This is a genomic window from Shinella sp. WSJ-2 (genome assembly GCF_003432075.1).
GTDB lineage: Bacteria > Pseudomonadota > Alphaproteobacteria > Rhizobiales > Rhizobiaceae > Shinella.
The window spans coordinates 218,645-232,056 of sequence record NZ_QWBU01000002.1; the positions used below are offsets into that span (position 1 = coordinate 218,645).

A 13,412-nucleotide genomic window follows, 5' to 3' on the forward strand; every position below is an offset into this window, starting at 1 on the left:
GCGGCGGGCTTCGGCCCGCCGTTTTCTTTTCAGGATATACTAAATCAGGCCGGCGTCTGGTCGGCCCTGTCGGCGTGGCCGAGATCGCGGCCGGGCTCGATGATATCGCGCACCCGCTGCTTCAGTTCCTTCGGGCCTGGAAATCCACCATCGCGCTTGCGCTCCCAGACCAGCGCGTCATTGACACGGATCTCGAAATTGCCGCCGGTGCCGGGAACGAGCGCCACTTCGCCGAGCGCATCGGAGAAGGTCGACAGCAGCTCCTGCGCCATCCAGCCGGCGCGCAGCAGCCAGTTGCACTGGGTGCAGTAGAGAATGGAAATACGCGGCTTTTCCCTGGACATGGCAACCTCCTGATCGATGGCGAAAGCATATAGCAGCCGGTGCCGCTTGGCACGCCTCGGCTCGCGGCCACCTCACGGAAATGTCAACTCAATTCATCAAGTATTGTCAGCGGACATCTTGTCGCAGACCGATTTCTGGGGGAGACGTGTTGCACCGCAATATGCTCACGGGAGACACCATGACAGAGCTTGCCACCAGCCGCCCGCGCCTCATCATCCCGTCGCTCGGCGGCCTCTATTCCAAGCTTTCGGAGAGTGCCGAGACGATCCTGCGCGTCGCCGCAGGCCTCCTGCTCGTCACCCATGGTTATGGGAAGATCATCAATCCTTTCGGCGCAAGCGGCATGGTCGAAAGCCTCGGCTTCTATCCGGGCGCTTTCTGGTCGCCGCTGCTGGCGGCTACCGAATTTTTCGGTGGTATCCTAATCGCCATCGGCCTGTTCACCCGCCCTGCATCCTTCGCCGCGATGATCGTGCTGGCCGTCACGGTCTATTTCCACGGAATCGTGCAGGGCGAAGGCCTCGGCGGCGCGGAGAAGTCGATCCTTTGGACGCTGATTTTCTTCTTCTTCGCGGTACGCGGGGCCAACAGCCACTCGGTTGACGCAAGAATCGGCCGTCAATTCTAATCGGTCTCCTGCGGTTGCTGCATCTGCCGCAGCCGCCCTCTCACCAGCGCCGTCAGCGCCTCGCCATCGTAGGGTTTCCGTGCGATAGGAACGATCTCGAAGCCTTCGACACCGCGGATGTGAATGTCGGCGACCGTGGTGAACAGCAGCGGTACGCGCGCCTCGATCAGTCGGTTAACACGCGCGGTGATCCGCGTCGCATCGAGGGGCACGTCATGCAGGCAGAGATCGATGCCGGCAAGCGCGGTCGCATCCCATTCGTCGAGCTGTTCCGGCCTGACCAAGGTGATGCGGCAATCCAGCGCCGATTTGATCAGGTACTCGGCATCCAGCGCGATCAGGAACTCGCGTTCGGCAATGACGATGTGCGGTATAGAACGGTCCATGGTGCCGCACTCCAATCCATGTGCAAGCACCGGAATCACGGTGCCGTGGAGGCGGACATTGGGCATCATCCCAAAAAGTGTCATTTAAAAAAGACATAGTGTCGTGTGGTGGAACAAACGCGCGCTCTTCGCGTTTCAGGGAGCCAGCGCTTTACGGCTGGTATCGATCGACAGGCCGGAGGCGTGATGGCGAGTGGTACGGTGGGCATCCAGCAGACCAGATGGCGCACGCCCTGCCAGCAATGTCCTTTGCGCAGTCTTCCCGATTTTCGTGACTTCACACCGAAGGAACTGGACTTCGTCTCGCAGTTCAAGAGTGGTGAACTGTCGATCGAGCGAGGCGCGACGATCCTCGTCGAGGGCATGCACAGCGCCCATCTCTTCACGGTCCTGTCAGGCTGGGCCTTCCGCTACAAGCTTCTACCGGACGGACGCCGCCAAATCATGAACTATGTGCTGCCGGGCGATCTCATTGGCCTTCAAGGCAGCCTGATGGGCGAGATGGACCATTCCATCGAGGCGCTGACGACGGTGACGCTCTGCGTCTTCGAGCGCTCCAAGCTGGAGCGGCTGTTCGAGCGCCATGCTTCGCTGGCCTATGACCTAACCTGGATCGCTGCGCATGAGGAGCGCATTCTCGACGAGCACCTGCTGTCGATCGGTCGGCGCACGGCGCTGGAGCGCACGGCCTATCTCCTGTCCTTCATCCACCAGCGGGCGCATCTGGCCGGGGTAAACGGCGGGCGGCGGGTGCTCCCGATCACCCAGCAGCACGTCGCCGATACGCTCGGCCTGTCGCTTGTGCATACCAACAAGACGCTGCGTAAGCTTGCCGAGCGAAATCTGATGCGCTGGCAGGACAAGGGTTGCGAAATCCTCGATGCTGACGGGCTTCAGATGCTCGCCGGGTGGGAAGGGTTGCAACGCGGACCGCGCCCGTTCATCTGAGTGGTCGGATTATTCCACGTCCCAATGCAGCGGGAACATCGGGTCGAACACCGTCACCGGCCCGGCACCGGTCTCGATCTTCGCCGGGAAGGACACAGGCTCGGTCCGCTTGACGAGGCGGATCGTCTCGTCATTGGCCGGCAGGCCGTACCATTCCGGGCCGTTCATCGAGGCAAAGGCTTCGAGCCTGTCGAGCGCGTTCTCCTCCTCGAACACATGGGCAAGGCAGCTCATTGTGTTGATTGAAGTGTAGATGCCCGCGCAGCCGCAGGCGCATTCCTTGAGCGGATCGACATGCGGCGCCGAATCGGTGCCGAGGAAGAAGCGCTTGTCGCCGGAGGTGGCGGCGGCGCGCAACGCGAGGCGATGCTCCTCGCGCTTGGCGACGGGCAGGCAGTAATAATGCGGCTTGATGCCGCCGACGAGGATGGCGTTGCGGTTGATGATCAGGTGATGCGTGGTGATCGAGCCGGCGAGATTGGCCTTGGAGGCCTTGATGTAATCTATACCGTTCTTCGTCGTGACGTGCTCCATGGTCACGCGCAGCTCCGGCAGGCGCCGGCGCAGCGGATCCAGCACCGTCTCGATGAACACGGCCTCGCGGTCGAAAATATCGACCTCCGGCGTCGTCACCTCGCCATGCACGCAGAGCGTCAGGCCGATCTTGGCCATGCGCTCCAGCACCGGCATCGCCTTGTCCATGTCGCGCACGCCGCCATGGGAGTTGGTCGTGGCACCCGCCGGGTAGAGCTTGACCGCACGGATGAGACCGCTCTTGAAGCCTGCTTCCACGTCGTCGGGATTGGTATGCTCGGTGAGATAGAGCGTCATCAACGGCTCGAACCGGTCGCCTTTCGGCAGGGCGGCGAGGATGCGGTCGCGATAGGCGCGCGCATCGGCTGTCGTCACGACTGGTGGCACGAGGTTCGGCATGATGATGGCGCGGGCGAAGTGGCGGCTGGTATCGCCGATCACGCCCTCCAGCATGGCGCCGTCGCGCAGGTGCAGATGCCAGTCGTCAGGCCGGCGGATGGTGATTTCTGTGGTGGTGTTGGCCATGGGGCGTCTCTCCCGTCTTGGAGCATTTCCGCAAGCGGACATGCTCCAATCCCTTTGTTCAGCGCAATTCCGGACGCAAAACCGCTTTACACTTTTGCTGGAATTGCTTTGGGGCTGCGATAGCACCCGCAGGACGTCAGGACAATTCCTCAGAAAAGGTCGATATGCAGATCGGCGGGCCGGGAGTTTTCCAGGATACGCTTTCCGTTCGGCAGGTCGTTGCCGTAGAGCTTCCAGCCGATCTGGTCCTCTGGCAGGGCATAACCCATCCAGCGCTGGCGCAGACGCTCTTCCAGAACAGGGTAGGGCGGGCCGACGAAGATGGTGAAGTCGAAGACGCCGTCGAGCGCGTTCCAGGGCGCGTCCTTGAAGAGAAGGTAGTTGCCCTCGGCCAGCACGAAGCGCGTTTCGACAGGAATGGCGCGGGCGGCATTGATGGCGAGTTCACGCGCGCGGTCGAAGACCGGCACCAGCACCTCGCCCTCGGCCCGCTTCAACGCCTTGACGATATCGACGAAACCGCGCCCGTCAAAACTCTCCGGCACGCCCTTGCGCGGCAAGAGGCCACGCGCGGCGAGAATGCCGTTGTCCATGTGAAAGCCGTCCATCGGCAGGATTTCGGCGCTTTCGCCCCGCGCAAGAAGGCCGTCGCGCAGGGCTTCGGCCAAAGTCGACTTGCCGGCGGCCGGCGGACCGGCCAAGCCGACGAGGAAGCGGCGCGCGTCTCCCGCGCGCCGCTGGAGTGCATCCACGATGGTGGGAGGCGAAATCATGCCGCGATAGCCTCCGTCGGCAGCTTGGCGCCCGTCATGAAGGCGACGGCGTCGGACATCGAGTAATCCTTCGGATTGATCACCGTCAGCCGCCGGCCAAGCCTGTGGATGTGGATGCGGTCCGCCACCTCAAAGACATGCGGCATGTTGTGCGAGATCAGCACGATCGGAATGCCGCGCCGGCGCACGTCGAGGATGAGCTCCAAAACGCGCCGGCTCTCCTTGACCCCGAGCGCTGCCGTCGGCTCGTCGAGGATGATGACCTTCGAGCCGAAGGCGGCGGCGCGCGCCACCGCCACACCCTGGCGCTGGCCACCCGAAAGCGTCTCCACTGCCTGGTTGATGTTCTGGATCGTCATCAGGCCGAGTTCCGACAGCTTGTCGCGGGCGAATTTTTCCATCGCCGTCCGGTCGAGCTTGCGGAACACGCTGCCCATGACGCCCGGTTTGCGGATCTCGCGGCCGAGGAACATGTTGTCGGCGATCGACAGCGCCGGTGACAAAGCGAGGTTCTGGTACACCGTCTCGATCCCGGCCTTCTGGGCGTCTATCGGCGAACGGAAACTGACCGGCTGGCCTTCGAGGCGGATTTCCCCCTCGTCCGGCGTGATGGCCCCAGAGATCGCCTTGATCATCGAGGATTTTCCGGCGCCGTTGTCGCCGATCACGGCGAGGATTTCACCGGGATAGAGGTCGAAATCGGCATTGTCGAGGGCGGTGACGCGACCATAGCGTTTTACCAGGCCACGGGCGGTGAGAATGGGTTCGAGTGCCATCAGCCTGCTACCTTTCTGATCCACTGGTCGATTGCGACTGCCGAAATGATCAGGACGCCGATCAGGAGATAGGTCCATTGCGGGTCCGTGCCTATGAGGCGCAGGCCGAGCGAAAACACACCCACGATCAGCGCCCCGAAAATCATGCCGAGGATCGAGCCGCGTCCGCCGAAGAGCGAGAGGCCGCCGATCACCACGGCGGTGATCGATTCGATATTGGCGAACTGGCCGGCGGTCGGCGAGACCGAACCGATGCGGCCGATGAGAGCCCAGCCGGCCAGTGCGCAGATCAGGCCGGACAGCGTGTAGACCGAGACCAGCATGCGCTTGACGTTCACGCCGGCAAGTTCCGCCGCGTCAGGATCGTCGCCGACGGCATAGACATGGCGGCCCCAGGCGGTCTGGTTCAGCACATACCAGAGCACGCCCACCAGGAGCACCATCGCGATGACGCCATAGGTGAAGACCGCGCCACCGAGCTTGATATTGTTGCCGAAGAACTGCAGGAGCGGCGCCTGCGTGGCCAAATCCTGCGAACGGATCGTCTCGTTGGCCGAATAGAGGAAGTTCGAGGCGAGGATGATCTGCCACATGCCGAGCGTGACGATGAAGGGGGGCAGCTTCATGCGGGCGACGAGCAGGCCGTTGATATAGCCGCAGAGCGCGCCGCAGGCGAGGCCGCAAACGACGGACACGGCGGGTGGCAGGCCATAGCGGAAGGTGAACTGGCCCATCACGACGGATGAGAGCACCATGATTGCGCCGACCGAAAGATCGATACCGGCCGTCAGGATGACCAGCGTCTGGGCCGCACCGACGATGCCGACGATCGCCACCTGCTGGAGGATCAGCGTCATGGTGAAGGCGGAGAAGAACTTTCCGCCGAGAATGGCGCCGAACACCGCGACCGACAGCACGAGCACGATGAGCGGTACGGCAGACGGGCTGCCATGCAGGAAATGCTGGAATTTCTGAATGGGTGTCTTGTCGTTCGTATCGAAGGACGCGACCTGCGTCGAACTGCCGGTCAGTACCTTCTCGAATTCCTGCGAGGGTTGCGAGGCCGGTGTGGCCGTCGTTGTCTCACTCATGATCCTTTTCCTCCCCTTCCGATGCCGACCGTCGCGGCAGTGCCGGATAAAATGGGTGCGTGGACGTATCGGTAGAGACGCGTTCGCGCACCTGCCGCCTTCTTCGGGCGGCCTTCTCCGTGCAGCAGCACGATACCATGCCGCTGATCCCTGGGGAGAAAGGTGCCCACGTCTTTTCGCGATTGTCAAAACAAGGGTGCGTTCGCGCCACCCGATCCGTCCATGGCGGATGGCCGGCCCGATCAAACCGGGCCGGCGGGGGCATCAGCCCCAGCACTTGTCCTTGCCGGCCTTGGTGTCGATCGACTCGACGCCTGCCGCCGGCTTGTCCGTCACGAGGGCGACGCCCGTGTCGAAGAAGTCCTTGCCTTCGGTGGCTTTCGGCTTTTCACCGGTGTCGGCGAACTTCTTGATCGCCTCGACGCCGAGGGCCGCCATCATCAGCGGGTACTGCTGCGACGTGGCGCCGATGACGCCGTCGATGACGTTCTGGACGCCCGGGCAACCGCCGTCGACCGACACGATCAGCACGTCCTTCTCCTTGCCGACGGCCTTGAGCGCTTCATAGGCGCCGGCAGCAGCCGGTTCGTTGATGGTGTGCACGACGTTGATGGACGGATCCTTCTGCAGGAGGTTTTCCATGGCGGTGCGGCCGCCTTCCTCGTTGCCGTTGGTCACGTCATGGCCGACGATGCGCGGGTCGTCCTCGTCGCCGATCTTGGTAATGTCCTTCACGTCGATGCCGAAGCCCTTCATGAAGCCCTGGTCGCGCAGAACGTCGACGGAAGGCTGGGAAGGCGTCAGGTCGAGGAAGGCAACCTTGGCGTCCTTGGCGGCGTCGCCGAGCGTTGCTGCAGCCCACTTGCCGATCAGTTCGCCGGCGAGCAGGTTGTCGGTGGCGAAGGTCATGTCGGCGCTGTCGAGCGGCTCGAGCGGCGTGTCGAGTGCGATGACGAGCAGGCCGGCGTCACGGGCCTTCTGCACCGAGGGAACGATGCCCTTGGTGTCGGAAGCGGCAATCAGGATGCCCTTCGCGCCGTCGGCAATGCAGGTTTCGATCGCTGCGACCTGGCTTTCCGAGTCACCGTCGACCTTGCCGGCATAGGCCTTCAGCGTGACGCCGAGTTCCTTGGCCTTGGCTTCGGCGCCTTCCTTCATCTTGACGAAGAAGGGGTTGGTGTCGGTCTTGGTGATCAGGCAGGCGGTGGTGTCAGCGGCGGCAGCCGACGACGAGAAGGCTACGCCGAGCGCGAGTGCGCCAAGAGCGGCGGAAATGATGGATTTTTTCATCTGTATCCTCCCAAGGACAAAACGGGATGCGCTCCTCTCCTGGAGCCATCCGGTCGCAAGGGGCCGTGCGGCTCCTCCGCCAGCCGACCCTGCTTCCGAGCTTGAGAAAAACATCAAAAGAAATGCCTGTCAATAAATAAATCGAATTGAATTATTAATTCGATGTGGCATGCTCTGATCAAGATGGGCGGAGACCCCGGCTGTCACATTTCCGATGGAAGAGCGGAAAGACAGCCGATAAGAGGACCTGAAGGGATGCATCGCATCCTGAAGGGCACGGGAGGAGACGATGAGCAAACATGCCGCGACGGCGCCCGCCGCGCCGGCCGAAATCCTCGATCCCAGCGGTGGCGCCAACCAGGTGCGCGTGCGCGCCTATAACGAGCGCCTCGTGATGTCGCTGGTCCGCCGGCATGGCAGCCTGTCGAAGGCCGATATCGCGCGGCGCAGCGGCCTTTCGGCTCAGACCGTCACCGTCATCATGCGCGCGCTGGAGGCCGAGGGCCTGTTGATGCGCGGAGAGCCGATGCGCGGCAAGGTCGGCCAGCCCTCCGTGCCGATGCGGCTCAATCCGGATGCGGTCTATTCGCTGGGTCTCAAGATCGGCCGGCGCAGCGCCGATATCGTCTTGATGGATTTCGTTGGCGGCATCCGCCGCCAGGTGCGGCTGACCTTTCCTTATCCCATGCCCGGATCGCTGCTTTCCTTCGTCGAGGAGGGGCTGGCGGAGCTCGAAGCGTCGATCACGCCGGAGGAGCGCGCCCGCATCGCCGGCTTCGGCGTCGCCGCGCCTTTCGAGCTGTGGAGCTGGGCGAGTGAAGTGGGTGCACCGCAGGCCGATATGGACCAATGGCGCGGGGTCGATCTCGAGGCCGAGATCGCCAAGCGCGTGCCCTATCCCGTGACCTTGCAGAACGATGCGACCAGCGCCTGCGCCGCCGAGCTGGTCTTCGGCCTCGGGCCGCAATATCCCGACTTCCTCTATCTCTTCATCGGCTCTTTCATCGGCGGTGGCGTAGTGCTGAATTCCGCGCTCTTCACCGGCCGCACGGGCACCGCCGGCGCCATCGGCCCGCTGCCCGTGCAGGGCCGCAACGGCGAGACGGTGCAGCTCCTGAAGATCGCCTCGATCTACCGCCTCGAGAACCTGCTGCGCGAGCACGGCATCGACCCGAAACCCGTCTGGTATTCGCCCGACGACTGGGTGGATTTTGGCGCACCGCTGCAAATCTGGATCGACGACATGGCGGCAGCGCTTGCCCAGGCCGTCGTCGCCTCTGCCTCGGTCATCGACTTCTCGGCCGTCATCATCGACGGCGGTTTTCCGGCCTGGGTGCGCGAACGCGTCGTCGCCGCCACGCGGGCCGCCGTTGCCCGGCTCGACCTGCAGGGCGTCACCATGCCCGAGATCATCGAGGGCGCGGTCGGCAGCCGCGCGCGCTCGGTCGGCGGTGCCAGCCTGCCGCTGTTCTCCCGCTATCTTCCGGATCATAACGTCCTCTTCAAGGAGCTTGCCTGAATGTTGAAAGGTATCGACCCCATCCTGAGCCCGGAGCTCCTGTCGACACTGCGCGCCATGGGACACGGCGACGAGATCGCCATCGTCGACGGCAATTACCCCGGTGTCGAACATGCCCGCCGCCTCGTCCGCCTCGATGGCGTTGCGCTCATCCCTGCGCTCAACGCCGTGCTGTCCGTCATGCCTGTCGACGATTTCGTCGAGGAAGCGATCTTCCGCTCGACCTTCCGCCAGGAGCGCGACAGGCTGGAGCCCGTCCACCACGAGATCATCGCCTGCTGTGCCGGGCACGAGCCGGACCGCCGGGTCGTGCCGCTGGTCGGCGCCGATTTCTACAACCGCGTGCGTGCCGCCCATACGCTGGTGCAGACCAGCGAGCCGCGGCTCTATGCGAATGTGATCCTGCGCAAGGGCGTCATTTATCCCTGAACTGTTCCGGTGGGAACAGCGGTAGGGCGGGCAATGTGAGATCTTCAGATTACCGGATGAGAGAGGCTCATCCTCAACCAGAGATCAGGAGAGACCCATGCGCAAGTTCATCGTTTCCGCCGCCGTTGCCCTCGTCGCCGCCGTCTCCTTTGCGGCCCCCTCGCAGGCCGGTTACTACGGCTACGACTACCAGCCGTACTGCTTCATCAAGAAGATCAAGTCCTACGACTACTACGGCAATGTCGTCATCAAGCGCATCAAGGTTTGCCGCTGATTTCGTCCTTTCATCAATCCTCCCCGCCTGGCCCGGCTCGTAAGAGCCGGGTTCTTTATGTTTCAGCCCTTGAACGAAGCAAAAGGGCGTGATTGTCTCGCGCGATATCGAAAGGGAGTATCGCATGCGAGTTCTGGTGGTGGAAAACGACAGGGTAACGCTGCTCGGACAGATCGGCGTGGCGCTTGAGGAAGCGGGCGCCGAACTCGACATTTGCCGTCCCCATGCCGGCGACGCCATCCCCGCCGACGAGACCGGTCACGATGCTATCGTGGTGATGGGCGGCCCGCAGAATGCCCGCGACGACGAAAACCACGCCTATCTGCCGGACCTTGCCGCCCTGATGCGCCGCTTCGGCGATGCCGAAAAATCCGTGCTCGGCGTCTGCCTCGGCAGCCAGCTTCTGGCGCGGGCCTATGGCGCGGAGAACCTGATCGGCACCCATCCGGAATTCGGCTGGTGCCAGGTGGCGCTCACCAAGGATGGGGCCGGTGATCCCGTGCTGTCGGCCGCCGCCGGCGATTTCCCGATTTTCGAATGGCACAGCGATTCCTTCACGCTGCCCGAGGGTGCCGTCCGCCTTGCCGGCAATGCCGCCGCCGAGAACCAGGCCTTCCGCCTCGGCCGCGCCATTTACGGCACGCAGTTCCATTTCGAGGCGAGCCGGCCGGTCGTCGAGGCCTGGGTCGAGACCTTCCCGGACCTGATCCGGACCACCGCGCCCGAATGGCATGCACGCCGCGATGCCCTTGCCGCCGAACACGGCCCGGCCGCCGACGCCACCGGCCTTGCGCTGGCCCGTGCCTGGGTGGCGACGATTGGTGCGGCAGAAGCCCGCCGCGTCGCCTAACGGTCGACGATCGCGGTCGCGAATCGCCTTGCGACCGCCTCCAGCACATCGGGTGCAAAGCCGGAAAAGCCGATCACCAGCCCCTGCCGCGGCGCATGGGTGACGGCCATGGCCGAGAGGGCGCGCACACCCAGCCCGGCCTGACGGGCGATCTCGACCGCTTCCGTATCGGCAAGCGATGGTGGCAGCGCCGCGACAAGGTGCAGGCCCTGGTCCGGCACATCGACGGTGAGGTTTTGCGCCGTCGAAAGCCCTGCCACCAGGGCATCCCGCGCCGCCTGCGCCTGCCGCCTTGCCCGCCGCAGATGCGCTGAAAAATGACCCTCGTTGATGAGGTCGGTCAGCGCGGCCTCGGCCAGTGTCGGCGGGCTGCGGTCAGTGCGGATGCGCAGCGCGATGACCTGGTCGAGCAGTGCATCGGGGATCACGGCATAACCGAGGCGCAGGCCCGGAAACAGCACCTTGGAGAAGGTGCCGAGATAGATCACGCGGCCGCTGTCATCCATGCCCTGCATGGCGGCGAGCGGCGGGCCGGCGAAGCGGAACTCGCTGTCATAATCGTCCTCAAGGATCCAGCCCCCGGTCTCCCGTGCCCAGTCGATCAAGGCGAGCCGCCGGCGCATGCTCATCGCCACGCCGAGCGGAAACTGGTGCGAGGGCGTGACATAGACCGCCTTCGCGCCCCGCGCGGCCTGCCCGATATCCGCGCCCTCTTCGTCAACCGGCAGACCCGAAAGGACGAGGCCCGCACCGGCAAGGGCGGCGCGGGCGCTCGGATAACAGGGATCTTCGATCATCACCCGGTCGCCGACGGCAAGCGCACTGCGGATGACGAGATCGATGCCCTGCTGGATGCCGGTCGTAATGACGATCGAACGCGCCTCGCAGCGCACGCCACGCGCTTGCCGGAGATAGGCGGCGATGGCCTGGCGCAGCGCATCGCCGCCGCGCGGATCGCCGTAATAGAAATGCTCCGGGCCGGGGCGGGCGAGGTGGCGCGACAGGAGCGTGCGGAAAAGGCCGAGCGTGCGGGCATCCGCCATCGCCACCCCGAGCGTGCCCGGCAATGGCATTTTCGGTACGACGCTCTCCGATGGTGCGAGGGCTGTGGGTTTCACCGTCGGCACCCGTCCGGCCACGAAGGTGCCGGCGCCGGTGCGCGCCACGGCATAACCCTCGGCGATCAGCATTTCGAAGGCGGCGATCACGCTGCCGCGCGACGTCTTCAGTCGGCCTGCAAGGTCGCGTGATGGCGGCAGTTTGGCGCCGGGCGGGATGTTGCCCGCCTCAATCAGTCGGCGCAGTTCGCGGTAAAGCGCCGGCGTGCGTTTCCCCGTCGCCGGCAGAACGGGAATGAGCGCGGACCAATCCGGCAGATTGGTCCTGATTTTTTGCTCTGAATTGGTGCTTTTTCGATCCAATATCATGACGCACCATGTGGCCAGATTTTTCGAAAGGCAAGACCCGCATGACCGCCGAGACTGAAACCGCCACCTATCCCGTCACCCCGCGTAACCGCGTCAAGCGCATGCATGAGCGCGGCAGCTATGATCGCGCGGCGGTCCACGCCATTCTCGATGCGGCCATGCTCTGTCATGTCGCCTATGTCATCGACGGCCAGCCCTATGCCACGCCGACGCTGTTCTGGCGCCGGGGCGACACGCTCTACTGGCACGGTTCGTCAGCGAGCCGCATGCTGCGCCACCTGAAGGCCGGCACGCCCGCCTGCCTCACCGTCGCCCATCTCGACGGGCTGGTGCTCGCCCGCTCCGGTTTCAACCATTCGGCCAATTACCGCTCCGCCATGTGTTTCGGCACGGCGCGGCTTGTGGACGACGAGGCGGAGAAGATCGAGGCGATGCGCGACGTGGTCGACCGCTTCTATCCCGAGCGCAGCGCGCTCTTGCGTCCCATCACGCCGCAGGAGGCCAAGGCCACGACGATCATCGCCATGGTGATCGACGATGCCGCCGCAAAAGTCCGCGCCAAGGGCGTCGGCGACGACGAGGAAGATTTCGCCCTGCCGATCTGGGCCGGCGTCATCCCCGTCACGACCGTGCTCGGTAAGGTGCAGACCTGCCACCGGCTGGTGGGCGGCGTCGACAAGCCGGAAACACTGTCGATCTTCCCCGAAGGCGGCCGGCTCGACACGGCGCTTCTCGAAGGGCAGCGGATCTACGAAGAGGCCTGAGGCGCCTCCACAGATAAGGGGTCATGCGGCGAATGCTTCGCCCCTTCTCAGGGCCCCTCCCGGTTGGGCGCCCATTCCAACCGCTTATAGTCGAAGCCGTATTCAAGCGTGGGTTTGACGATCTCGAAATAGGGCGAGAGGTCGAAGTCGCGCGGGGTATAGAGCGAGTGGTGGCGGATGTGAAGGATTTCCTCGCGCGAATAGGTGGAGGTTGCGGCGGCGTGGCCGGGCGCGCGCGTTACGTCGGGCAGGATCGGGTAGCGGATGCGCTCGAAGGCTTCGGCAATCAGCGTCGAGCAGATCGCCCGCGTCGGATCGCCGGAGCCGAAGGCGATCATGCGGCGGCGCCAGCGCACGGGGATCGGCGGCGTCGGCAGGAAATACCGCAACATGTCGGTGATGTTCTTCAGGTCGTATTTCATCCCAAGGCGCGAGACCATGAAGGAGACCAGCATGTCGCGATCGTCGGGCGTCAGGCCCACGGGCCGGCAGATGCGTGTGTTGTAGGTGCGGTATTTGCTGAGCGGCACGGCCACGCATCCCTCGCCGAGATTGACCTCGATAAGCTGCGGCCGCTCCGTAGCCGGCAGGGCCGCCTGCTCCAGCGTTAGCGGCACTTGATCGCCAACGAAGAGCGCGGCATGCGACCAGGTCGATTGCGTCAGATACTTGATTGCCGCCGAGACCTTCTGGTTGCCCTCGACGAGCAGGATATCGCCAGGCCTCAGCGTGCGCGCCAGCGTTTCCGGGTCGGAGGGCGTATAGGGCTCGTAGCCGGAGGTCTGGCTTTGCAGCCGATCGGCGAGTCTTCGGCCGAGACGGTCCATCAGCGTATCGCGGCTTGCGGAAAGCG

General features: G+C 64.1%; 16 protein-coding genes. 7 read left to right on the plus strand and 9 right to left on the minus strand.

The genetic code is table 11. The annotated features are described in order from the left end of the window. Positions 1 to 44: 44 nt before the first annotated feature. A complete protein-coding gene (locus D0Y60_RS05170; protein WP_117367494.1) occupies positions 45 to 344 on the minus strand; it encodes a SelT/SelW/SelH family protein in 300 nt (99 codons plus the stop codon). A 179-nt stretch (positions 345 to 523) separates the two neighbouring features. Between D0Y60_RS05170 and D0Y60_RS05175 the strand changes: the two genes are divergently transcribed. Next, on the plus strand, positions 524 to 973 hold the full coding sequence (locus D0Y60_RS05175; protein WP_117367496.1) for a DoxX family protein: 450 nt from the start codon (positions 524 to 526) through the stop codon (positions 971 to 973). Here the strand turns inward: D0Y60_RS05175 and D0Y60_RS05180 are convergent. Then, a complete protein-coding gene (locus D0Y60_RS05180; protein WP_147324495.1) occupies positions 970 to 1,359 on the minus strand; it encodes a hypothetical protein in 390 nt (129 codons plus the stop codon). The genes D0Y60_RS05175 and D0Y60_RS05180 overlap by 4 nt on opposite strands. A 186-nt stretch (positions 1,360 to 1,545) precedes the next feature. On the opposite strand from D0Y60_RS05180, the gene D0Y60_RS05185 reads away from it, so the two are divergent. Beyond that, positions 1,546 to 2,307, plus strand: a complete 762-nt coding sequence (locus D0Y60_RS05185) for a Crp/Fnr family transcriptional regulator (protein WP_117367500.1) — start codon at positions 1,546 to 1,548, stop codon at positions 2,305 to 2,307. Between the two features lie 9 nt (positions 2,308 to 2,316). Here D0Y60_RS05185 and pyrC read toward each other — a convergent pair whose 3' ends face one another. From pyrC to D0Y60_RS05210, 5 genes are all read right to left on the minus strand, one after another. Continuing rightward, the gene (gene pyrC, locus D0Y60_RS05190; RefSeq protein WP_117367502.1) at positions 2,317 to 3,366 is read right to left on the minus strand and encodes a dihydroorotase; all 1,050 of its coding nucleotides are present in this window, start codon (positions 3,364 to 3,366) and stop codon (positions 2,317 to 2,319) included. Between the two features lie 149 nt (positions 3,367 to 3,515). Continuing rightward, entirely contained in the window at positions 3,516 to 4,139 is a 624-nt protein-coding gene (locus D0Y60_RS05195; protein ID WP_117367504.1) for a nucleoside triphosphate hydrolase, read from the minus strand. Further along, complete coding sequence (locus D0Y60_RS05200; RefSeq protein WP_117367506.1) at positions 4,136 to 4,915, minus strand: ATP-binding cassette domain-containing protein; 780 nt, start codon at positions 4,913 to 4,915, stop codon at positions 4,136 to 4,138. The genes D0Y60_RS05195 and D0Y60_RS05200 overlap by 4 nt, the downstream gene beginning before the upstream one ends. Beyond that, on the minus strand, positions 4,915 to 6,006 hold the full coding sequence (locus tag D0Y60_RS05205) for an ABC transporter permease (protein ID WP_117367507.1): 1,092 nt from the start codon (positions 6,004 to 6,006) through the stop codon (positions 4,915 to 4,917). Before D0Y60_RS05205 ends, D0Y60_RS05200 begins: the two co-directional genes overlap by 1 nt. 264 nt (positions 6,007 to 6,270) lie before the next feature. Continuing rightward, complete coding sequence (locus D0Y60_RS05210; RefSeq protein ID WP_117367509.1) at positions 6,271 to 7,296, minus strand: sugar ABC transporter substrate-binding protein; 1,026 nt, start codon at positions 7,294 to 7,296, stop codon at positions 6,271 to 6,273. 289 nt (positions 7,297 to 7,585) lie between these two features. Here D0Y60_RS05210 and D0Y60_RS05215 point away from each other — a divergent pair, with 289 nt between their 5' ends. The 4 genes from D0Y60_RS05215 (at position 7,586) to D0Y60_RS05225 (ending at position 10,368) form a co-directional block, all read left to right on the plus strand. Then, a complete protein-coding gene (locus D0Y60_RS05215; protein WP_117367511.1) occupies positions 7,586 to 8,815 on the plus strand; it encodes an ROK family transcriptional regulator in 1,230 nt (409 codons plus the stop codon). After that, positions 8,816 to 9,244: an RbsD/FucU domain-containing protein gene (locus D0Y60_RS05220; protein ID WP_117367513.1), complete on the plus strand. Its 429-nt coding sequence runs from the start codon at positions 8,816 to 8,818 to the stop codon at positions 9,242 to 9,244. Between the two features lie 97 nt (positions 9,245 to 9,341). Next, the gene (locus D0Y60_RS24700) at positions 9,342 to 9,518 is read left to right on the plus strand and encodes a hypothetical protein (protein ID WP_158565408.1); all 177 of its coding nucleotides are present in this window, start codon (positions 9,342 to 9,344) and stop codon (positions 9,516 to 9,518) included. A 124-nt stretch (positions 9,519 to 9,642) separates the two neighbouring features. After that, entirely contained in the window at positions 9,643 to 10,368 is a 726-nt protein-coding gene (locus D0Y60_RS05225) for a type 1 glutamine amidotransferase (RefSeq protein WP_117368382.1), read from the plus strand. Here D0Y60_RS05225 and D0Y60_RS05230 read toward each other — a convergent pair. Beyond that, positions 10,365 to 11,795, minus strand: coding sequence for a PLP-dependent aminotransferase family protein (locus D0Y60_RS05230; protein WP_117367515.1), 1,431 nt, complete (start codon positions 11,793 to 11,795; stop codon positions 10,365 to 10,367). The two genes, D0Y60_RS05225 and D0Y60_RS05230, sit on opposite strands and share 4 nt — an antisense overlap. Positions 11,796 to 11,836: 41 nt before the next feature. Here D0Y60_RS05230 and D0Y60_RS05235 point away from each other — a divergent pair, with 41 nt between their 5' ends. Beyond that, positions 11,837 to 12,559 (plus strand): pyridoxamine 5'-phosphate oxidase family protein, encoded by a 723-nt coding sequence (locus D0Y60_RS05235; protein WP_117367517.1) that lies wholly within the window; start codon positions 11,837 to 11,839, stop codon positions 12,557 to 12,559. A 47-nt stretch (positions 12,560 to 12,606) separates the two neighbouring features. Here the strand turns inward: D0Y60_RS05235 and D0Y60_RS05240 are convergent, their stop codons facing one another. Then, positions 12,607 to 13,386: a lipo-like protein gene (locus tag D0Y60_RS05240; protein ID WP_117368384.1), complete on the minus strand. Its 780-nt coding sequence runs from the start codon at positions 13,384 to 13,386 to the stop codon at positions 12,607 to 12,609. Between the last annotated feature and the right edge of the window lie 26 nt (positions 13,387 to 13,412).